Source organism: Shewanella sp. SM21 (assembly GCF_025654335.1).
Classification (GTDB): domain Bacteria; phylum Pseudomonadota; class Gammaproteobacteria; order Enterobacterales; family Shewanellaceae; genus Shewanella; species Shewanella oncorhynchi.
In genome coordinates, this window is the sequence record NZ_JAKKRL010000002.1 from 243,411 (window position 1) to 265,026 (window position 21,616).

Below are 21,616 nucleotides of genomic sequence, written 5' to 3' on the forward strand. Positions count from 1 at the left end.
TAAATGCGTTAGATGTTAGACAGCCCATTTAAACGTAATCGGCATTAACATTAGGGTAATTTTTTACCCGCAGGTAAAGGCGGAAATTGGCGACCATAATACAAGTTAGGCACTGGTTTCGCATTCAGATAATAGCTAGGTTCTGCGCGGTTATTAGTATCTAAGCTCACTTTCCATTGGGTGGATGAGACTTTTTCTGTACCAATAGCAAATTTGCCCGCAAATTCACTCACAGGTTCGCCGGTTTCTTGTGCTGGGTAAAATCGAACCAAATAATAGCCAGTATCTATGGCACCATTACCGATAATTTTGCGTTTAGTAATGCGGAAATCCACGTCAATAGTGGCTTTTTTGGCGCGGATTTTATCGAAAAACTTTTTGTAAATGGCGACAATATTGTCTCGTCCATAGTAAATTTCTTTACTTTGACTCTCAGATAAGTAGCTAGCGTCATCAGCGTAAATCTCACGGGTCACCTCAGGAGACAATTGATTAAAAGCGCTAATAAACAAAGGGTAATTAGCGTTGATCAATTGATCATCAGTGGATTTTGTATGAGTTTTAGCTGGATTGGCTAAGCTTGGTAGTGACAATAAGCACATCAGGACTAGCGGCAAAAATTTCATTACTTTATTCTAATCTGGCAATCATGGCGTCACTATAATGGAGGCGCCCGCTGAACTAAAGCCTTGAATGTTTACAAAGTGTGTTTCTGTACAAGAGTGTGAAGTAAAGGAGCTTGCCATGCTGGATGATGAATCAGCACTGTTTTTTGAGGAAATGGCTGGAGTCGTGCCACTAAAAGGCGATATGCCAGTGGTAAATTTAGCACCGAAAGCGTTGACGGCTGAGCAAATACACAGACGCGATGCTTTACAACGGGAAGCCTTCCTAGCGTGTATGCCACTGGATTTAAAAGCGTTTCCACAGCAAGCGCCAGATGACATTGTGAGCTTTAAGCGTGAGGGGGTACAAGGCGGCGTTTTTAAACGACTGCGAATGGGGCAATACAGCATCAAGATGGAGCTTGATGTGCATGCTTATCGGTTAAACCAAGCTCGTGATGCCGTCCTTAACTATTTACTGGCAGCGCAGGCACATGGTGAACGCTGTGTCATGTTGATCCACGGTAAAGGCTATCAGAGTCAACCCTTTGCAGGATTGCTCAAATCAGCTGTGTGCTATTGGTTATCACAACTCGACATGGTGCTTGCCTATCATTCGGCGAAAACCGAGCAGGGCGGTGCTGGGGCACTTTATGTGATGTTAACTAAGTCAGAACAGCTTAAGCTTGAAAACCGTGAAGCCAATCGTAAAGGAATGGGATGGCGTTAGATTAAACAAATAAGGATTGAATAAAAATGCCCAATTTTATTGGGCATTTTGTTTTATGTTATTGGGTGATGATTTAATGAACCCTTACCAACCACACTGGCGGTTTGCGGTGGTATTTTGCTCATCTAACCATGTTTTAAGTGGGGCGAAGTAATCGAGCACCGCTTTTGCATCCATGGCTTCTTTGCCGGTGACTTCTTTCAATGCTTCTGGCCAAGGTTTACTTAAGCCTAACTCGAGCATCTTATTGAGTTTCTCTCCCGCTGCTTGATTACCATAAATACTGCATCTGTGTACCGGACCTTTATCGCCTGCAGTTTCACACAGCGCTTGATGGAATTGGAATTGCAAAATATGCGCTAGGAAGTAACGGGTGTAGGGTACATTGCCTGGTACATGGTATTTAGCACCCGGGTCAAAATCTGCTTCACTACGTTCAGTCGGTGCTTTGACGCCTTGGTATTTTTCCCTCAGATCCCACCAAGCTTGGTTATATTGGGCAGGCGTGATTTCGCCGCTAAACACTTTCCAGCGCCACTGATCTATCATCAGGCCAAAGGGCAAGAAAGCAATTTTGTCTAAGGCTTGTTTTAGTAAGAGGCCGATATCCTTAGATGCATCAGGTACTTCTTCTAATAAGCCGATTTGCTTTAAGTAGCTTGGGGTGATCGACAGTGCAATTGTGTCACCAATGGCTTCATGGAAACCGTCGTTAGCGCTGTTTTTAAACAGGAATGGTTGTTGCTTATAAGCGCGTTGATAGAAGTTATGCCCAAGTTCGTGGTGGATAACGCTAAAATCTTCGGCAGTTTTTTGGATACACATTTTAATGCGGATATCGTCGAGATTATCGAGATCCCACGCCGAAGCGTGACAAACCACATCACGGTCCTTTGGCTGAACGAATAGAGAACGTGCCCAAAAACTTTCTGGCAATGGTGCGAACCCTAATGATGTGAAGAAGCCTTCGGCTTGTTTCACCATTTTATGCTCGTCATAGCCTTTCTTTGCGAGTAACTCAGTGACATCGTAACCCGGATCGGCATTGTCTGGGGCGACGAGATCATACACATTACCCCATTGCTGGGCCCACATGTTGCCAAGTAAGTGTGCCGGGATGGGGCCTGTGGTCGGCGCGACGGTATCGCCGTACTCTTTATTCAATTCTCCCCGCACGTAGCAATGCAAGGACTTATAAAGTGGCTTAACTTGGCCCCAAAGACGGTCGAGTTCCTGTGAAAAGTCATCGGGCTTCATATCGTATTGACTGCGCCATAGTTCAGACAGGTTGGCATAACCGAGATCCTTTGCGCCTTCATTGGCCAGTTCAACTTCGCGTTGAAACAAGGGGCGCATGGGTTTAGCTATTTCACGCCAGCCTTTCCACGCTTCCAGTAATTTTACGGGATCACGTGATTCGGCCATTAAGCTCGATAGCTCAGGCTGAGTCATACACTTGCCGTCGGCAAAACAGTATTTTCCTTTGCCGTACAAGCCATTTAATTCTGAACTAATTTGCGCCAGCTCGGTATTTTTCGCAGGATCGAGCGGCGCGGGTAACACTAACGCACTGCGCAGGATATTGAGCTTGCGGGCATTAATGGGATCGAGTTCCACATTGGCGTACTTAGCCGCCTCTGTTGCAAATTTTACCGACGCTGCACTGACCTTTTCGCCGACTGCGGCAGAAAGGGCCGCGGTATCATCAGTAATAAAGTTGCTGTAAATCCACTCGGCGCGATTAGATTCAATCGATAATTCGGCCATCTTGGCTTCAGCATCATTAATAAAAGCAATGGCTTGTGCTTTATCTGGGGCGGTATTGATGACAGCTGCTTCTGCAGTAGCTGTCTTGTCTGTTTTACTTTGTGGATCATTACAGGCCGTTAATCCCAGCGAGAGTGCCACTGTGAGCGCGATTTTACTGCGACGATTCAATGAAATAACCATGTCTAGTTGTCCTTGTTGTTTTTGTGTTACACAGTTTACCTAAACCACAGGGTTATTGCACAAGGGTTAATTGACTTGTTTTTAACACTTATTCGGACATGTATGACATACCACTTGTATCACAGACTAGAAAGCGGTGAATTTGTCCAATTTTAGTTTGACATCCGTGGTGCCAATGTTTAATTTAAACGAGTGTTTTAAATTAATTCAAGGTCACGGAATGGCAAGTCGATCCGATACAAAAACTAGAATACTTGATGCCGCAGAAAAACTGTTCGCCGAACGGGGCTTTTCTGAGACTTCCTTGCGACTCATTACCAGCAAAGCTGAGGTGAATTTAGCATCGGTCAATTATCACTTTGGTTCTAAAAAAGAGCTGATCCGTGCAGTGTTAGCCCGCTATTTAGACGTATTTATGCCTGCTGCTTCAAGCCAAATTCACCGTTTAAATGCCGCTCCAGCACAAGCTAAACTCGAAGAGATCCTGTCTTCTTTGGTCGATCCTTTATTGGATTTAAACGCGCTACGTACCGAAGGTACCACGATCTTCCTGCAGCTTTTAGGCCGTGGCTATATCGAAAGCCAAGGGCATTTACGTTGGTTTATTACTACCCATTACGGCCAGCATCTCGATGCTTTTGTTAAAGCCGTGTCGGCCAGTGCACCACATATTCCACCCGCTGAAATGTTTTGGCGCTTACACTTTACCTTAGGCACTATCGTGTTCACTATGGCGTCCGCTGATGCCCTAAATGACATTGCTGCTGCTGAGTTTGGTGAGCATAACGACATCGAAGCCGTGATCCGTAAAGTGATCCCCTACATGGCGGCTGGCGTATCAGTCCCCGTTTCTTCTTAATTAAAAGGTCTTGATAATGTTGACGATTATAATTCTTGCCCTGATAGCCATTGTCGTGTTGTTTGCGGTGAAAAATATCCGGATGCAGTTTATTACCCGCCCAGTTTTTAGTTTTTTCAAGAAGGTCTTGCCGCCACTTTCAGATACCGAGCGTGAAGCGATGGAAGCGGGTGATGTCTGGTGGGAAGGGGAGTTATTTCGCGGAAATCCTAACTGGAATACCTTGCATAGCTATGGCAAACCCACGCTAACTGCAGAAGAAAAAGACTTTATTGATAATCAAGTAATGACAGCACTGACGATGATCGATGATTTCGACATAGTGCATAACCGCAAGGATTTACCGCCAGAGCTGTGGGAATACTTTAAGAAAGAAGGTTTCTTCGCACTGATTATTCCGAAGAAATTTGGTGGTAAAGCTTTCTCTGCCTATGCAAACTCGACCATTGTCAGCAAATTAGCCAGCCGTAGCGTAAGCGCCGCCGTGACCGTAATGGTGCCTAACTCTTTAGGCCCTGGTGAGTTGCTAACCCATTATGGTACGAATGAGCAGAAAGAACGTTGGTTACCTGCTTTAGCTAAAGGCGATGAAATTCCTTGTTTTGCATTAACTGGTCCAGAAGCGGGCAGTGATGCCGGCGCTATCCCCGATGTAGGTATTGTGTGTCGTGATACTTTCAACGGCGAAGAAATGCTTGGGCTTAAACTTACCTGGGATAAGCGTTATATCACGCTGGCGCCTGTAGCAACAGTTCTGGGTTTAGCGTTCCAAATGCGCGATCCTGAAGGTCTGCTTGGCGATAAGAAAAACTTAGGCATTACCTGTGCGTTGATCCCAACGGATCATCCTGGTGTGGTGATTGGTCGTCGTCATAATCCGCTGGGAATGGCGTTTATGAACGGTACTACTCAAGGTAAAGAAGTGTTTATTCCGCTCGATTGGATTATCGGTGGCCCTGAGTTTGCCGGTAAAGGCTGGCGTATGCTGGTTGAGTGTTTGTCAGCGGGCCGCGGTATTTCATTGCCAGCATTGGCAACGGCTTCTGGTCACATGGCGACGAAGACGACAACGGCTTACAGCTATGTGCGTCACCAGTTTGGTATGGCAATTGGCCAGTTTGAAGGGGTGCAAGAAGCGCTGGCACGTGTTATTGCCAACACTTATCAGTTAGAAGCTGCGCGTCGTTTAACAACCACGGGTATCGATCTAAAAGTCAAACCTTCGGTCGTGACCGCGATAGCTAAGTACCACATGACTGAATTAGGCCGTTCAGTGATGAACGATGCCATGGATATTCAATCGGGTAAGGGCATTCAATTAGGACCTAAAAACTATTTAGGCCACCCTTATATGTCGAATCCAATTTCGATCACTGTGGAAGGCGCGAACATTCTAACCCGCTCCTTGATGATTTTTGGTCAAGGTGCGACTCGCTGCCATCCTTACGTACTTGCCGAAATGGAAGCCGCAGCGATGGAAAACCAACATGAAGCCTTAGAGCGTTTTGATGCGTTATTAATGGGTCACATGGGTTATGCCACGCGTAATGCTTTCAGTGCTTTGTTTAGCGCGTTAAGCGGTAGCCGTTTTGGCAGTGCGCCAGTGAGCGGTGAAACTAAGCAGTACTATAAAGATATGTCGCGTATTTCGTCTGCATTAGCCTTAATGACAGATTTATCAATGCTGATCATGGGCGGCGATTTAAAACGCAAAGAAATGCTCTCAGCACGTATGGGTGATGTGCTCAGCCAGTTATATTTAGGCTCAGCAACCTTGAAGTTGTTTGAAGATAATGGCCGTCAACAGGACGATTTGCCTGCGGTACGTTATGTAATGGCTAATCGTTTGCACTTGGCGGCGAAAGCGTTGGAAGACACGATTCGTAACTTCCCGAGCCGTCCTGTGGCATGGTTACTGCGTGGCTTAATCTTTCCGCTGGGTAATCACTTCACTGCACCGAGCGACAAAATGGCGACCGATTTAGTTAGCGGCATGTTGAAACCTGGCCCTGCTCGTGAACGTATTACTTTCCTATGTCCTGAATTTGAAGGGGATAAGGGCGGTATTGCTGAAGTTGAGCAAGCATTTATCGCGCAATATGCCTGTAAAGATATCTATAAAAAACTGAAGAAAGCGCAGCGTGCCGGTGAGTTGCCAGCAAAAGTGCCTAATCAAGTCTTGTTTGCAAAAGCACTCGAGACTGGCGTTATTACTGCCGACGAAGATCAAAAGTTACAGCATGCTGATAAGCTGCGCTTAGCGGCAATTAATGTGAATGATTTCGAAGCGTTATAGTGATTGTTAGCGTTTAATGTTAGCGTTTAATGTTAGTGCAGTTTGGTCTAAGCGGTGTTAAGTTCGATGGCTACTCCGCTTGGGCCGCTTAGATTTCCCCCAGCAATGAGAGACCGATAAATCAGCACCAACAGAAATCTGCACTTACAGAAAACAGTCAATATAAAAAAACCACCTTCATGAGGTGGTTTTTTATTGGCTTTTTTCTAACGAGCTTGAGTTGTTAGAAGAAGCTTAAGCAACTTAAGCTACGATCAACACTTTACAGGTGTTAGTGCCGCCGATGGTTTCCATTGCATCGCCTTTGGTCATCAGCACCATATCACCGCTATTCAAATAACCAGCCGCAGTTAATGCTTCTAACGCTTTTTGCGCTAGCTCATCGGCTGGGTGGATAGTTGAATCGAAGTAGATTGGCAACACGCCGCGGTACAAGGCCATTTTGGCTAAGGTTGTTGCGTGACGTGATAAACCCAAGATTGGCAGTGAAGAACTGATACGAGACATCAACTGTGGTGTTGCACCCGATTCAGTCAGAGCGATAATCGCCTTAACGCCTTCTAGGTGGTTTGCTGCATACATAGTTGATAGCGCAATGGTCTCTTCAACTGAAGTGAAACGCACATCTAATCTATGCTTAGACACAATCACACTTGGGTGAGATTCAGCGCCAACACACACGTTTGCCATTGCCTTAACGGTTTCTTCTGGGAAGTCACCGGCAGCAGTTTCAGCAGATAACATCACAGCATCGGTACCATCAAGCACAGCGTTCGCCACGTCCATCACTTCGGCGCGGGTTGGCATTGGGCTTGAAATCATCGATTCCATCATCTGGGTGGCAGTGATGACGACTTTATTCAGTTGGCGTGAACGGGCGATTAACTTCTTCTGCACCGCAACGAGTGCAGCATCACCAATTTCAACACCTAAGTCACCACGGGCAACCATAACAACGTCAGACGCTAAGATCACATCATCCATAGCGGCATCGGTCGCAACCGCTTCAGCACGTTCAACTTTAGCAACGATCAACGCATTACAACCTGCTTGACGGGCAAGATCGCGTGCATAGTCCAAGTCAGCACCACTGCGCGGGAAAGACACGGCTAAATAATCCACTTGGATCATTGCTGCAGTGAGAATGTCAGCCTTGTCTTTTTCGGTCAGCGCAGCAGCAGAAAGTCCGCCGCCTTGTTTGTTAATACCTTTGTTGTTAGATAAAGGGCCTGCCACAGTCACTGTGGTATGCACTTTACGGCCTTCAACACGCTCAACGCGTAATTGAACACGGCCATCATCTAACATCAGGATATCACCAACAGTCACATCGTCTGGCAATTGCTTGTAATCGATACCCACTTGGGTCTCGTCGCCTTCACCTTTGGCTAACTCGGCATCAAGTACATAGGCTTGACCTAATACGAGTTGTACTTTCTTATTGTCTTTGAAAGTAGAAACGCGGATTTTAGGGCCTTGTAAGTCACCGAGAATGGCCACATGAACGCCTAACTCTTTAGCGATTTCGCGCGCTTGAGTTGCTCGTTTTAGATGATCTTCGGGGGAACCGTGGGAGAAATTAAGACGTACAACGTTTGCACCTGCCGCGATGATGCGGCGTAGATTATCATCACGATCGGTAGCGGGACCTAGAGTGGTGACGATTTTGGTTCTGCGGAACATAAGGATACTCCGTTAAAGTTAAAAAAAATCTTGGGACTATATTACCATGCAATTCCAAATTTTGTAGTAAAGTTACAATCAAATTGATCTAAAGTTATGTATGAAAATTGTGAGGTATCGCTGATATTTGTACGATAAATGGCTAGGTTAAGGATCAACGCTAGCCATTTTTAGAAAAGGAAGTGAGTTACAGTATCGGATCTTTATTGATGCGAGACTCTTTTAACACTTCTTTCACTCGTTTCAAATTATCGCGGAAACGTGGGCCTCTACGTAAGGTAAAACCCGTTGCCAATACATCTATAGTGACTAATTGGGCTAAACGCGAGGCCATAGGTAAATACATGTCAGTATCTTCTGGCACTTCCATTGTCACGGGCAGTGTACATTCCATTGACAAAGGCGAGTTACGGGCGGTAATACCAATCACAGCTGCACCATTTTCTCTCGCTAAACGCGCTATTTCAATCAATGACTTAGTGCGGCCAGTGTGGGAAATCAATACCACCACATCGCCCTCATTACTGTTAATACAGCTCATGCGTTGCATTAGAACATCGTCAAAACAGATGACAGGCACATTAAAGCGGAAGAATTTATTTTGCGCGTCATGGGCAACTGAAGCGGATGCGCCTAGGCCAAAAAAGGAAATAGTCTTAGCTTGAGTGAGAATATCAACGGCTTTATTAATGGCTGAAATATCTAGACTTTGACGTGCAGTATCGAGCGAAGCCATTGAAGATTCGAATATTTTTGTCGTGTAAGACTCAGTTGAATCATCTTCTTCAACGTGGCGGCTCACATAAGGTGTACCGTTCGCAAGACTTTGCGCTAGATGTAACTTAAAATCAGGGAAACCTTTAGTATCTAAGCGGCGGCAGAAACGATTCACAGTAGGTTCACTGACATCTGCCATCTTAGCCAGTGTGGCGATGCTAGAATGTATAGCTGTCTGTGGTGATGCTAAGATCACCTCTGCAACTTTGCGTTCTGATTTACTAAAATGGGTGAGGCTTTTTTGAACCTTTTCTAGGGTATTCATACGCGTATGTCCGCTAAATTGAGAATGTAATTTTATTTATTTTTATTTCGTGGGAGCAGATCAAGACTGGCGGCCCACTAATAGACTCTATGTAGTAACTTTTCAGTACAATTTTGAAATAAGACTTTACTACCTTCAGTAATTTAAGCACAAAAAGCATATCAGATTTATGCAGCAAGTGACTAGTTAGCAAGAATGTTAATATTTATAAAAATAGATGCATTTAACAAATTCTGTTGTTATATTACAACAAAAGTGTGGATTTCTTCATCGACATGAAGGGACACGACATACAAAGGAGATCGTAACGCAATGGGCAAAACAACATCAGGCGCCAAAGCTTGTGACTTCGTACTCTTTGGTACTAAAGGCGATTTGGCACGACGCAAGTTGTTACCTTCTTTATACCAGCTAGATAAAGCTGAACTTCTCGATAAAGATACGAAAGTGATCGGTGTCGCGAAAGACGAGTTTACTCAAGATGAGTTTATCGAATTAGTCACGCTTGCATTAAACACCTTCGTGAAAGAGCCTTTGTGCGAAGAGACTCTCCAACGTTTTCTGTCCCGCTGCCACTATATAGGCACTAACTTTACCGATTCAGCGGGCTACAGTGCCTTCCATGATCTGCTCAAACCAGAAGAGCGCGTTATGGTCAGTTACTTTGCTACGCCACCTGCAATATTCGGCGACATTTGCCGTTGTTTGCATGAACAAGATCTTATCCACCCAGATTCACGCGTGGTGCTCGAAAAGCCCATCGGCTCAGATTTAGACTCTTCTCGCGTTATCAATGACCAAGTTTCCGCTTACTTCAAAGAACGTCAGGTTTACCGTATCGACCATTACCTAGGTAAAGAAACCGTACAGAACTTGATTGCACTGCGTTTTGCTAACTCTTTATTTGCCTCTAAGTGGGACAATCGTACGATTGACCACGTCCAGATCACAGTCGCAGAAGAAGTGGGCATCGAAGGCCGTTGGGGTTACTTCGACAAAGCGGGTCAGATGCGCGACATGATCCAAAACCATTTGCTGCAAGTGTTAACGCTCGTTGCTATGGACCCACCCGTTAACTTAGACGCTGACAGCATCCGTGATGAAAAAGTTAAAGTACTTAAATCACTGCGTCCGATTAATTCAGACAATGTGTATGAAAATACCGTACGCGGTCAGTACAGCGCAGGCTTCTTAAAGGGCAGCCCAGTCCCGGGTTATTTAGAAGAAGAAGGCGCCAACCTTCAATCACACACAGAAACCTTTGTGGCTATTCGTGTGGATATCGACAACTGGCGTTGGGCGGGCGTGCCTTTCTATTTACGTAGCGGTAAACGTATGCCGTTTAAGAGCTCTGAAATTGTGGTGTATTTCAAAAACCCACCGCATAACTTATATCGCTCAAGCTACCGTAATCTGCCACCGAACAAGCTGACGATCCGTCTGCAGCCCCATGAAGGGGTTGAAATCCAGATGATGAACAAAGTACCAGGTTTGGAGCAAAAACAACGTCTACAAACCACTAAACTCGATTTGAGCTTCTCCGATACCTTTAAAAATGAACGTATCGCCGATGCCTATGAGCGTCTATTACTCGAAGCTATGCTCGGTAATCAAGCGCTGTTCGTGCGCCGCGACGAAGTCGAACAGGCATGGACTTGGGTGGATGGCATTATCCAATCGTGGGAACAAAGCAACGAAAAACCAAAACCTTATCCTGCGGGTACTTGGGGTCCAGTTGCGTCAGTTGCTTTGATCACCAAAGATGGCCGTTCGTGGGACGAGTAGGAGACTTTGATGATTAAAGAAACCGTATTCAAATCTTTCGATACGCCAAGTGCGTTAGAACAACAGCTTGCGAATAGAATTGCGAGCCAGTTGCAGGAAGCCGTCGATGCCCGCGGAAAAGCGAGCTTAGTGGTTTCCGGTGGTTCGACGCCGCTTAAGTTATTTCAACTATTGAGCATGAAATCCATCGATTGGAGTGATGTTTATATCACGCTTGCCGATGAGCGCTGGGTTGAAGCCGACGCCGATGCTTCTAATGAGCGTCTCGTGCGTGAACATTTATTACAAAACCGTGCGGCAAATGCCAAATTCCGCGGTTTAAAAAACATGTTTTCGACCGCAGAAGCGGGCGCCGATATGGCCGCAGAGTCCTTGTCTAACTTCCCACGTCCTTTTGATGTGGTGGTGTTAGGCATGGGTAACGATGGTCATACCTGCTCTTGGTTTCCCTGCAGTGCTGAGCTTGAAAATGCGCTCACAACCCAAGCCCTGTGTGTGGCGACGAACCCCACCACAGCGCCCCATGGCAGAATTACGCTCTCTAAGAGTGCGATTTTGAACAGCAGACAAATTTATCTGCACTTGGTCGGGGAACAGAAATTATCCGTATATCGTCAAGCGTTAGAAAGTGATGATGTCCATGCTATGCCTATCAGAGCCGTATTAGCGCAGCGTAAAACGCCCGTTGATGTGTTCTGGAGCGCTTAAGGAGTCACTATGCACTCAGTAGAAATACACTCAGTAGTTCAAGCTGTTACCGACAGAATTATTGTCCGTAGCAAAGCGTCACGTGAAGGTTATCTCGCCGCATTGAATGATGCCCGTAACCATGGTGTACACCGTAGCTCATTGAGCTGTGGCAACTTAGCCCATGGTTTTGCCGCCTGTAATCCAGACGACAAAAATGCATTGCGTCAATTGAATAAGGCGAACATCGGTATAGTGACGGCATTTAACGATATGTTATCTGCGCACCAACCCTATGAAAGCTATCCTGAATTGCTGAAAAAAGCCTGTCAGGAAGTCGGCAGTGTTGCACAAGTGGCAGGCGGTGTTCCAGCCATGTGTGATGGTGTGACTCAAGGTCAACCCGGTATGGAATTGAGCTTACTGAGTCGTGAAGTGATTGCGATGGCAACGGCTGTGGGTTTGTCTCACAATATGTTCGATGGCGCTTTACTGCTCGGCATTTGCGATAAAATCGTTCCAGGCTTACTCATAGGTGCCTTAAGCTTTGGTCACTTACCTATGTTATTCGTGCCGGCAGGGCCGATGAAATCAGGTATCCCGAACAAAGAAAAAGCCCGTATTCGTCAACAATTTGCCCAAGGTAAAGTAGACCGTGCTCAGCTATTAGAAGCTGAAGCCCAGTCTTACCACAGTGCGGGAACCTGTACTTTCTACGGCACGGCAAACTCGAATCAGTTGATGCTTGAAGTGATGGGTCTGCAGTTACCTGGCTCATCTTTTGTGAATCCTGATGATCCACTGCGCGAAGCGTTAAATAAGATGGCAGCTAAGCAAGTGTGTCGTTTAACCGAAATGGGCACCCAATATACCCCAATCGGTGAAGTGGTCAGCGAAAAATCTGTGGTTAACGGCATTGTGGCACTTTTGGCTACTGGCGGTTCTACTAACTTGACGATGCACATAGTCGCCGCGGCTCGTGCTGCCGGTATTATTGTGAACTGGGATGATTTTTCTGAATTATCCGATGCTGTACCATTAGTGGCGCGCGTGTATCCAAACGGTCATGCCGATATTAATCATTTCCATGCAGCCGGTGGCATGGCGTACTTAATCAAAGAATTGCTCGATGCGGGTCTATTGCATGAAGATGTAAATACCGTTGCGGGCTTTGGTTTACGCCGTTATACCCAAGAGCCAAGGTTGCTCGACGGTGAACTGCGCTGGGTCGATGGTCCAACGACTAGCTTAGATACTGAAGTGTTAACGTCAGTCGCATCGCCTTTCCAAGGCAACGGTGGCTTAAAATTACTCAAAGGTAATTTAGGCCGCGCTGTGATCAAAGTGTCTGCAGTACAAGCACAACATCGTGTCGTTGAAGCGCCCGCTGTGGTGATTGACGATCAAAACAAACTCGATGCCTTGTTCCAAGCCGGTGCTTTGGATAGAGATTGTGTTGTGGTGGTTAAAGGTCAAGGCCCGAAAGCTAACGGTATGCCAGAACTGCACAAGTTAACCCCATTATTGGGAACGCTTCAGGACAAAGGCTTTAAAGTCGCGCTGCTGACCGACGGTCGTATGTCTGGCGCGTCGGGTAAAGTCCCTGCGGCCATTCATTTAACGCCAGAAGCCTTAGATGGCGGTTTAATTGCCAAAGTCCAAGATGGCGACTTGATCCGTGTCGATGCGTTAACTGGCGAACTGAGCTTGCTTGTATCTGAAGCTGAACTTGCCACCAGAGCCGCGGGAATTGTGGATTTACATCGCTCACGTTATGGCATGGGCCGAGAGTTATTTAGTGCGCTACGTTCAAATCTAAGTAGTCCAGAAACTGGTGCGCGTTGTACTAATGCCATCGATGAACTTTATTAATACAAAGGAAGAATAACGCAATGCTTGAGAATAACTGGTCACTACAGCCACAAGATATTTTTAAACGCAGCCCTATTGTTCCTGTTATGGTGATTAACAAGATTGAACATGCGGTGCCATTAGCGCGAGCACTGGTTGCCGGCGGCATTAGCGTATTAGAAGTGACTTTGCGTACTCCTTGTGCACTCGAAGCTATCACTAAAATCGCCAAAGAAGTGCCAGAGGCCTTAGTGGGCGCGGGTACTATTTTAAACGAAGCTCAGCTTGATCTTGCGATTGCCGCGGGTGCGCAGTTTATTATTACCCCAGGTGCAACGGTTGAACTGCTCAAAGCGGGTATGCATGGTCCAATCCCTTTAATTCCAGGGGTTGCGAGCATTTCAGAAGTGATGACGGGTATGGCGCTCGGTTACACCCACTTTAAATTCTTCCCAGCCGAAGCCTCGGGTGGTGTGGATGCACTGAAAGCCTTCTCGGGTCCGCTAGCGGATATTCGCTTCTGCCCAACAGGTGGCATTACGCCAAGCAGCTATAAAGATTATTTAGCGCTGAAAAACGTCGATTGTATTGGTGGCAGCTGGATTGCGCCAACGGATGCAATGGAACACGGCGATTGGGATCGTATCACTCAGCTTTGTAAAGACGCCATCGGCGCTTTATAAGTCGAGCTTGAAATAGCGACAAAAATAAAAAACCACCGTAAGGTGGTTTTTTGTCTTTCATCTTTAGCCTTTGATAAAGAATGGCTATGATAGCTGGCGCTATAGAAAGTCTAGCTTTTATAGAAACTCGCACATTTACAAACGGTCTGGCTTTATAGCAAGTCGGGCAGCGCAATGTCTGCTTGCCTACATTTCCTTGCTCAGTTCCACATTCGAACCCGCTTTGGGACTAAATAGCTGTTGATACAGTCGCCCCGCAAACTCATCGGTCATTCCCGAAATATAGTCCGCCAAGACTCTGTGGCTGTTTAAGCCTTGTTGCTCACTTTCGCGCCAGCGCTCTTGGGTGTTCAGCGGCAGTAAACGCTCGGGATCGGAAGCGAATGCTTCGAATAAGCCCATCACAATCTGCTGGCCTTTATATTCGAGCATTTGGATCTCAGGTTTACGGATCACGTATTTATAAACCAGTTGCTTGAGCACATTGAGCGCAATGGCAAATTCTGGCTCTAACGTCGCATTAAAGCGCAATAATGGATCTTCGAACACGTCATCTTCTGAGATCACAATGGCGGTGACAAAGCCATTAACGAGTGTGCCTATGGCATCTTTACGCAGGTGATGCTCATGGGAAAACAGCTTGTTGCCAATATCTGCCAGCTCTTGTTTTATCCACGCATCACTGCTGTTGGTCAGTGTCGGCGCCACATCTTGATGCCACTGGGACGCTGTGACTATGCCCATCACAATCGCATCTTCGAGATCGTGCACCGCGTAGGCGATGTCATCAGCCAGTTCCATAATCGAGCAATCGAAGGATTTAAACTGGGTTCGCAGATGTGGATAGTGGTGCAGGGCGGGGTGTGAGCCTTGCTGAGTTGATGTAAAACGACGGCTATCTGCCTCAGACAAAGGCTCAAGCACCCAAGTGAAGATGTCGTTATCATCGTCGAAAATGCCCTTAACCGGCGGCCATTGTGACGGTTTTAACTGTCTGTGATTGGTGATTTCACTATGCTCGCCCGCGACAAATAGCTTCGAGTGCGGCGCTGGGTATTTTAAAATCCCGAGCATGGTACGCCGACATAAGTTCATCCCAAAATCTAAAGTGTAGGGCTCAAGTTTCGATAAAATACGAAAGGTTTGGCCATTGCCTTCAAAGCCGCCGTGGTCGCGCATCATGTAATTTAATGCCACTTCGCCACCGTGGCCGAAGGGAGGATGACCAATATCGTGGGCCAAGCACTGGGACTCTAATAAGCTCATAGAGCAAAGCAGTTGTTTATGTTGTGGATATTTGCGCCTGAGCTGCGCGGCTATGCCGGTACCAATTTGCGAGACTTCGAGTGAGTGGGTTAATCGGGTGCGATAGAAGTCATTCATGCCAACGCCGAGCACTTGCGTTTTGGCCTGGAGGCGGCGAAAGGCGGCCGAGTGGAGAATACGCGCCCTGTCTCTTTGGTAGGGGCTGCGGTGATCAAAGCGCCGTTGTTTATCTTCACCATGACGGCGTTCTTGCCAAACACTTGAAGTCATATGCATTCCTAGCGAGGGTGGAAAATCAAAGCATCTTGTTAATTTCGTCTAAATTCAAAGTGAAACTGGGTACAAAGCAGTTCATAAAATACTGTACTGCAGGATCGGGATTCGTCGCCAGCATGTCTTCAAGTCGCTTGCGGGCGGTATTGAATTCACTGTTGCCGGCGCGGTTTTCTTCAAGGCATTTAAGATAGGCACACAGAGTATCAGCCGATTTCACTATGGTCTTGTAAACGGGGTCGGCGTAATCGCTGATGAACAGATTGCGATAATCTTCTTTAAATTCCTCAGGTACCATATCTAACATGCGCTGCTCGGCAATCGCCTCAATCTTTTTATACTCGGCTTCAATTTCTTTATTGAAGTATTTCACTGGCGTCGGTAAGTCACCGGTGAGAATTTCACTGGCATCGTGAAAAATCGCCAGACTCGTGGCTTGATGGGGATCGAGCGTCGTGCCGAATTTCTTATTACTAATGATCACTAGTGCATGGGCTACCATGGCAACTTGCAGCGAGTGTTCTTGAACATTTTCAGTGCGAACGTTGTACATCAAAGGCCAGCGTTGGATAAGTTTCATGCGAGCTAAATGGGCAAATAAGTGACTCATAGTTTTCCTGTTAAAAGTGGGCAAGTATATGACTTATGGTTTGCCAGCTAATGAGTGAATAGAAAGGCGACAAGCTGCATTGGAAGACATGAAACGAGTGAATAGGCAGTATTGACGCTAATGAAGTCTTAGATTATCACAGCCTTGGATGACACGTGAGCATGAGCGTAGAGGATTTAAATAAATAGCTAAAAATAAAGCGACCACTAGGATCGCTTTATGTCTCAAACCGTTAAAGGGATATTCTATTGTCGATAGTTTTCGAGGAAGGCACCAAACTCGGTAAATGCTTTCTTCAGATCTTCTTTATAGGGCAAGAAAACCACTCGTAAATGGTCGGGCTCAGGCCAGTTAAAGGCCGTGCCGTGCACTAACAGAATTTTCTTTTCTCTGAGCAAATCCAGCACTAAACGCTCATCATCCCTTAGGTTGAATTTCTTCATATCCAGTTTCGGGAAGGCATAGAGTGCGCCCTTGGGTTTTTTAACGCTCACACCTGGAATTTGGTTAAGTAATTCGTAACAGGCATCCCTTTGGACTGTGAGGCGGCCATTAGGCAAAATAAGCTCGTTAATACTCTGATAACCGCCGAGCGCGGTTTGAATCGCATGTTGATTGGGCACGTTTGCACAGAGGCGCATCGAGGACAGCATTTCTAAGCCTTCGATGTAACTTTTAGCTGCCTTAAGATTGCCAGATAACATCATCCAACCAACACGAAATCCTGCTGCACGATAAGCCTTTGATAAGCCGTTAAAAGTAACAGTTAAAATATCGTCTGATAGACCCGCAGCAGGAATATGCTTGGCTTCGTCGTATAAAATTTTATCGTAAATTTCATCGGCAAAAAGGATCAGATCATGTTGACGACACAGTTCAACCACTTGCAGCAGTAATTCTCTGCTGTATACCGCTCCGGTTGGGTTGTTCGGGTTAATCAGCACTATGCCACGAGTACGTGATGAAATTTTACTTTTAATGTCATTGAGATCGGGGAACCAGTCCGCTTCTTCATCGCAGCGATAATGCACAGCCTTGCCGCCCGCGAGATTCGCCGCTGCTGTCCACAGGGGATAGTCTGGTGAGGGGATTAAGATCTCATCATCGGTATTTAGCAAGCCTTGCATTGCCATCATAATGAGTTCTGAAACGCCGTTGCCTATATAGATATCTTCGATATCGACACCAAAAATCCCTTGGGCTTGATAATGCTGCACTATGGCCTTACGGGCAGAGAATAATCCTTTTGACTCACAGTAGCCTTGGGCACTGGGTAAATTGAGGATCACATCGCGCACAATTTCTTCAGGCGCTTCGAAACCGAAGGGGGCCGGATTACCAATGTTGAGTTTGAGGATTCGATGCCCCTCGTCTTCTAAACGTCGGGCTTCCTTGTGCACTGGGCCGCGGATGTCATAGCAAACGGTATCCAGCTTGTTGGATTTGATGATAGGGCGCATTTACACCTCGGAACATGCATAAAGTTTTGGCTTAAGTTAGCGCACCATAACGAAATTTCATTACAGATGAAAGGGGGGATAAGCACAGAATTGCGCTTTTTTTATAAATATCCCTCAGTTAAATATGCTTTAACAGTCGATTAAAGAAATCTGCACAAGTTTTATGTTCTGATATTGGCATGATTTTAAGATTGTTTATCTATTGGGTTGGTAGGGGAATCTTGTTTATGTTTTTTCATTTCGAAAGATGAAAATGCGTTTTCATTAGCTGACCCATATTTAATTTCTCTATATTAGCTTAGCCATATTAATCGTGACAGAAGGAAATGTATTTTAGCTGATACTTAATGGTTGATTTTTAATCAGATATTTTTGATAAGGTAAACTTATGCTGCGGCATTTTATCTTGTGATAATTAGGCATATTTATTGAATGCTTATTAAGCTAAGAAGATCATAAATGTTTAAGTTACAATCGCGTTAAAAGTCTTCTAGATTATACTGTTATGTAAAATTGTCTCGCGGGAAATAAATTTATTTTCTATCAAGTTAAATTTATAGTTGACTCAATATTCGATGCGCTTTATTTTCTGCGCGATGTTTTTGGCAAGGCACCTTAGATAGCAAGCAATTCGCGGGTTTTATCTTCAGGGTTAGTCATCATGAAGCAGCTGTGTTGACGTTCTAAATCGTGTTGATTTCAGACGTTATTCTAAAACCATTTGCCTTTTAGGCGATTTATTTAGAGGACCTAAGTGCATGTCTGAACCGACAGCGTTAAGTCTCATTCCACCTTTGGTGGTATTGGTGTTAGCTATTTGGTTACGCCGTCCTATTTTATCTTTGATCATAGGTGCGGTAACCGGTTTCCTGTTACTCGATCCCAGTCAAGTCTTAAACAATTTTGCTAGTGTGTCATTGAAGGTTATGGCCGATGAAACCATAGGTTGGTTGATTCTGGTGTGTGGTGGTTTTGGCGCGCTCATCGCACTTTTAGTACGAACTGGCGGCGCATTAGCGTTTGGGCGCAATGCACTTAAATTGGCGAAAGGACCTAAATCTTCCCTATTAATGACTTTTATCCTTGGGATCGTGATTTTTATCGATGACTATCTCAATGCGTTGACCGTGGGTGAAACCATGAAGCGTGTAACGGATAAATTTAAAGTGTCCCGTGAAATGCTCGCCTATGTCGTGGACTCCACCGCCGCGCCCGTGTGCGTATTAGTGCCATTATCGACTTGGGCGGTATTTTTTGGTGGATTACTGGTGGATAACGGTGTGGCAGCCGAAGGTCAAGGCATTGCAGTTTATATGCAAGCCATTCCTTACATGCTTTATGCTTGGTTAGCTGTGGCTATGGTGCTACTTGTCGCATTAGGTATTGTGCCCGCTATTGGTCCAATGAAGACTGCGCAGCTGCGCGCTGCCCAAGGTGAACCCGCTGAAGCGCAAGTGGATTTCGACCAAGTGCAAACTTCGGATGAATATGCGGTTAAAGCCATAGAAGAGGAATTTAAGCACGCCGATAATCAGGGCAAACTGCATAACTTTTTAGTGCCTATTGGTTTGTTAGTTGCCTTTACCGTGTACTTTGATATCGACGTGTGGAAAGGCTTGCTGGCGACCTTAGTTATCACGATTCCTTATTATGCAGTGCAGCGTTTGATGCCATTTTCAGAGATGATGGACCAAATGATCGATGGCTTTAAAAGCATGCTACCGGCCATTAGCACTGTGATTGCGGCGTTTGTGTTTAAGGATGTGTGCGATCAGTTGTTACTGCCGCAGTATGTCATTGAATCATTAAGCCCATTTATGACACCTAAATTGCTGCCTGCGGTAGTGTTCTTATCTATGGCTATACTCGCGTTTGCCACAGGTTCGAGCTGGGGTATATTTGCCGTGACGATTCCTATCGTGATGCCATTAGCGCAAGCCGTTGGGGCGGACATCCCATTAGTCATTGGTGCCTTATTGTCCGCATCATCATTTGGTAGCCAAGCGTGCTTCTACTCAGATTCAACCGTATTGGCCGCCCAAGGCTCAGGTTGTAACTTAGTGAGCCATGCTGTGACTCAGTTACCTTATGCACTTATCGCAGCAGTAATAGCATTTATCGGCTTTATTGTGATTGCATAACTTCTGTCACGATTAATATAAGAAACCAGCTACGGCTGGTTTTTTTATGTCTGCCGTAATGGGGTTCGGCGGCTAGAATGAGTAAAAGGTGAGTAAAGAGTGATGAGGCTTGAACTAGGATAAACACGATTACACTGCTAAATGAAGATTTCCAACTGATGTCAAATTATATTTTACGGAATTGTCATTTATATTTTACATATTTCATCGTCGCCATGTAGCTTTTCAAATCAAAGCCTGATTATACTTTGCATCCTTCAGGGCATTATTTTCAACATTAGTGGCAAACGAATCAAATGGACTCAACTCTTCTTACTGCGTTTTTCGAGCACGGCACAATACGTGATGTCGAATGTTTATTCCCTGATATTTCAGGCTATCCAAGGGGAAAGCTTATGCCAGCCCGAAGTTTTGCTCAGGGTGCTGAATTACGTATTGCCCAAGCGATTTCGATGCAGGCGATTACCGGTGAGTATTCCTACGATCCTGTTTTCCCTGATGCTGATCCTGATCTTTTACTCGTCCCCGATTACAGCACTCTCAAGATGATCCCATGGAGCACAGTGCCGCGCGCATTTGCCATCCATGACTGCGTATTACTGGATGGCAATTTATGTCCATTTGCGCCGCGCTCTATGTTAAAAAATGTATTGGCCCGTTACCAAGCCCTTGGGTTAACGCCCGTGGTGGCCCCTGAGATTGAGTTTTATCTGACTGAATCGAATACCGATCCGAGTGTGCCGTATCAGGCACCCATTTCAAAAAGTGGCCGAGCTGAAAATGGTCAATCCGCGTTTAGCATGAATATGCTCAATGAACTCGCACCATTTTGGGATGAGTTTAATGCCGCCATCGATGCGATTGGGATTAAAGGTGATACTTGGATCCATGAAATGGGGCTATCGCAATATGAAATTAACCTAGTGCATGGCGATCCGCTGGCCTTAGCGGATCAAGCCTTTATGTTTAAATACGCGGCGAAAGAAATCGCCATTAAACATGGCTTGAATGCAATTTTTATGGCAAAACCCATAGCGGGGCAACCCGGCAGTTCTATGCATTTACATCAAAGTGTCATCGATGATAAAGGTAATAATATTTTCAGCCATGCTGATGGTAGCGACACTGACCGTTTTCACCACTACATCGGCGGATTACAAAAGTATCTACCTGATTTAATGTTGTTATTCGCACCCAATATCAATTCATTTAGACGTTATATTTCCGGCAGTCAAGCGCCGATTAATTTAAGTTGGGGCGTTGATAATCGCACCACTGGCTTACGTGTGCCATTAAGTGCTCCTGTAGCGAGACGGGTAGAGAATCGTATTGCGGGCGCCGATGCTAATCCGTACCTGATGATTGCCGCATCTTTGGCTGCGGGCCTTGCCGGAATGGAAGAAAAATTATCGCCAAGTGCACCAGAAACAGGGAGCGCCTACGATAGCAGCCATGACCTAGCGCAGACATTTTTAGCTGCGTTAACGCAAATGCGCCAAAGTGATTCGGCACGACGCTTACTCGGGGACGATTTTGTCACTGGCTTTGTATCGGTGAAGGAAATTGAATTCCAAAGTTATTTGAGTGAGATAGGGGCTTGGGAGCGACGTTTCTTAGGGCCGCAATGCTAACGCTTATTTAATGAGGGGATTTTGCTGGATAACACCTATTCCCTTGAGTGACTCGACACATCAC

16 protein-coding genes are annotated in these 21,616 nt (G+C 45.7%); 9 read left to right on the forward strand and 7 right to left on the reverse strand.

Going from position 1 to position 21,616, the window contains the following annotated elements:
* Positions 1 to 50: 50 nt before the first annotated feature.
* Entirely contained in the window at positions 51 to 626 is a 576-nt protein-coding gene (locus L5L94_RS03165; RefSeq protein WP_028760004.1) for a DUF4440 domain-containing protein, read from the reverse strand.
* Between the two features lie 118 nt (positions 627 to 744).
* Here L5L94_RS03165 and smrA point away from each other — a divergent pair, with 118 nt between their 5' ends.
* Positions 745 to 1,335, forward strand: a complete 591-nt coding sequence (smrA, locus tag L5L94_RS03170; protein ID WP_198573474.1) for a DNA endonuclease SmrA — start codon at positions 745 to 747, stop codon at positions 1,333 to 1,335.
* A gap of 84 nt (positions 1,336 to 1,419) precedes the next feature.
* Here smrA and L5L94_RS03175 read toward each other — a convergent pair whose 3' ends face one another.
* Positions 1,420 to 3,285, reverse strand: coding sequence for a M2 family metallopeptidase (locus tag L5L94_RS03175; RefSeq protein ID WP_263161117.1), 1,866 nt, complete (start codon positions 3,283 to 3,285; stop codon positions 1,420 to 1,422).
* Between the two features lie 220 nt (positions 3,286 to 3,505).
* Between L5L94_RS03175 and L5L94_RS03180 the strand changes: the two genes are divergently transcribed.
* A complete protein-coding gene (locus L5L94_RS03180) occupies positions 3,506 to 4,144 on the forward strand; it encodes a TetR/AcrR family transcriptional regulator (protein ID WP_263161120.1) in 639 nt (212 codons plus the stop codon).
* Positions 4,145 to 4,160: 16 nt separating this feature from the next.
* Entirely contained in the window at positions 4,161 to 6,440 is a 2,280-nt protein-coding gene (locus L5L94_RS03185) for an acyl-CoA dehydrogenase (protein WP_263161123.1), read from the forward strand.
* A gap of 243 nt (positions 6,441 to 6,683) precedes the next feature.
* Here L5L94_RS03185 and pyk read toward each other — a convergent pair whose 3' ends face one another.
* Both pyk and L5L94_RS03195 read right to left on the reverse strand, forming a co-directional pair.
* A complete protein-coding gene (gene pyk, locus L5L94_RS03190) occupies positions 6,684 to 8,123 on the reverse strand; it encodes a pyruvate kinase (RefSeq protein ID WP_105252459.1) in 1,440 nt (479 codons plus the stop codon).
* Positions 8,124 to 8,310: 187 nt separating this feature from the next.
* The gene (locus L5L94_RS03195) at positions 8,311 to 9,165 is read right to left on the reverse strand and encodes a MurR/RpiR family transcriptional regulator (RefSeq protein WP_006081563.1); all 855 of its coding nucleotides are present in this window, start codon (positions 9,163 to 9,165) and stop codon (positions 8,311 to 8,313) included.
* 312 nt (positions 9,166 to 9,477) lie between these two features.
* Here L5L94_RS03195 and zwf point away from each other — a divergent pair, with 312 nt between their 5' ends.
* Genes zwf through L5L94_RS03215 form a run of 4 tightly spaced genes read left to right on the forward strand, consistent with a single transcriptional unit; the run spans position 9,478 to position 14,171 of the window.
* A complete protein-coding gene (zwf, locus tag L5L94_RS03200) occupies positions 9,478 to 10,950 on the forward strand; it encodes a glucose-6-phosphate dehydrogenase (RefSeq protein ID WP_028759998.1) in 1,473 nt (490 codons plus the stop codon).
* Between the two features lie 9 nt (positions 10,951 to 10,959).
* A complete protein-coding gene (pgl, locus tag L5L94_RS03205) occupies positions 10,960 to 11,658 on the forward strand; it encodes a 6-phosphogluconolactonase (RefSeq protein WP_105252460.1) in 699 nt (232 codons plus the stop codon).
* Positions 11,659 to 11,682: 24 nt separating this feature from the next.
* Entirely contained in the window at positions 11,683 to 13,509 is a 1,827-nt protein-coding gene (gene edd / locus L5L94_RS03210; protein WP_263161418.1) for a phosphogluconate dehydratase, read from the forward strand.
* Between the two features lie 20 nt (positions 13,510 to 13,529).
* Positions 13,530 to 14,171 carry a bifunctional 4-hydroxy-2-oxoglutarate aldolase/2-dehydro-3-deoxy-phosphogluconate aldolase gene (locus L5L94_RS03215; protein WP_028759995.1) on the forward strand — a complete coding sequence of 214 codons (642 nt, stop codon included), beginning with the start codon at positions 13,530 to 13,532 and terminating at the stop codon, positions 14,169 to 14,171.
* A gap of 186 nt (positions 14,172 to 14,357) precedes the next feature.
* On the opposite strand, the gene L5L94_RS03220 is transcribed toward L5L94_RS03215, so the two are convergent.
* From L5L94_RS03220 to L5L94_RS03230, 3 genes are all read right to left on the reverse strand, one after another.
* Entirely contained in the window at positions 14,358 to 15,707 is a 1,350-nt protein-coding gene (locus tag L5L94_RS03220) for an anti-phage deoxyguanosine triphosphatase (RefSeq protein WP_263161126.1), read from the reverse strand.
* A 25-nt stretch (positions 15,708 to 15,732) separates the two neighbouring features.
* Positions 15,733 to 16,320 (reverse strand): 5'-deoxynucleotidase, encoded by a 588-nt coding sequence (gene yfbR / locus L5L94_RS03225; RefSeq protein ID WP_219250449.1) that lies wholly within the window; start codon positions 16,318 to 16,320, stop codon positions 15,733 to 15,735.
* A 245-nt stretch (positions 16,321 to 16,565) separates the two neighbouring features.
* On the reverse strand, positions 16,566 to 17,780 hold the full coding sequence (locus tag L5L94_RS03230; protein ID WP_105252462.1) for a pyridoxal phosphate-dependent aminotransferase: 1,215 nt from the start codon (positions 17,778 to 17,780) through the stop codon (positions 16,566 to 16,568).
* A 758-nt stretch (positions 17,781 to 18,538) separates the two neighbouring features.
* Here L5L94_RS03230 and L5L94_RS03235 point away from each other — a divergent pair.
* Together L5L94_RS03235 and L5L94_RS03240 are read left to right on the forward strand one after the other, a co-directional pair.
* Entirely contained in the window at positions 18,539 to 19,921 is a 1,383-nt protein-coding gene (locus tag L5L94_RS03235) for a Na+/H+ antiporter NhaC family protein (RefSeq protein WP_113939692.1), read from the forward strand.
* A gap of 296 nt (positions 19,922 to 20,217) precedes the next feature.
* Positions 20,218 to 21,552: a glutamine synthetase family protein gene (locus L5L94_RS03240; protein WP_173244944.1), complete on the forward strand. Its 1,335-nt coding sequence runs from the start codon at positions 20,218 to 20,220 to the stop codon at positions 21,550 to 21,552.
* Positions 21,553 to 21,616 lie beyond the last annotated feature (64 nt).

Coding starts and splice junctions, on each gene's coding strand:
- L5L94_RS03165 (WP_028760004.1), bottom strand. CDS start 626: ATGAAATTTTTGCCGCTAGTCCTGATGTGCTTATTGTCACTACCAAGC.
- smrA (WP_198573474.1), top strand. CDS start 745: ATGCTGGATGATGAATCAGCACTGTTTTTTGAGGAAATGGCTGGAGTC.
- L5L94_RS03175 (WP_263161117.1), bottom strand. CDS start 3,285: ATGGTTATTTCATTGAATCGTCGCAGTAAAATCGCGCTCACAGTGGCA.
- L5L94_RS03180 (WP_263161120.1), top strand. CDS start 3,506: ATGGCAAGTCGATCCGATACAAAAACTAGAATACTTGATGCCGCAGAA.
- L5L94_RS03185 (WP_263161123.1), top strand. CDS start 4,161: ATGTTGACGATTATAATTCTTGCCCTGATAGCCATTGTCGTGTTGTTT.
- pyk (WP_105252459.1), bottom strand. CDS start 8,123: ATGTTCCGCAGAACCAAAATCGTCACCACTCTAGGTCCCGCTACCGAT.
- L5L94_RS03195 (WP_006081563.1), bottom strand. CDS start 9,165: ATGAATACCCTAGAAAAGGTTCAAAAAAGCCTCACCCATTTTAGTAAA.
- zwf (WP_028759998.1), top strand. CDS start 9,478: ATGGGCAAAACAACATCAGGCGCCAAAGCTTGTGACTTCGTACTCTTT.
- pgl (WP_105252460.1), top strand. CDS start 10,960: ATGATTAAAGAAACCGTATTCAAATCTTTCGATACGCCAAGTGCGTTA.
- L5L94_RS03215 (WP_028759995.1), top strand. CDS start 13,530: ATGCTTGAGAATAACTGGTCACTACAGCCACAAGATATTTTTAAACGC.
- L5L94_RS03220 (WP_263161126.1), bottom strand. CDS start 15,707: ATGACTTCAAGTGTTTGGCAAGAACGCCGTCATGGTGAAGATAAACAA.
- yfbR (WP_219250449.1), bottom strand. CDS start 16,320: ATGAGTCACTTATTTGCCCATTTAGCTCGCATGAAACTTATCCAACGC.
- L5L94_RS03230 (WP_105252462.1), bottom strand. CDS start 17,780: ATGCGCCCTATCATCAAATCCAACAAGCTGGATACCGTTTGCTATGAC.
- L5L94_RS03235 (WP_113939692.1), top strand. CDS start 18,539: ATGTCTGAACCGACAGCGTTAAGTCTCATTCCACCTTTGGTGGTATTG.
- L5L94_RS03240 (WP_173244944.1), top strand. CDS start 20,218: ATGGACTCAACTCTTCTTACTGCGTTTTTCGAGCACGGCACAATACGT.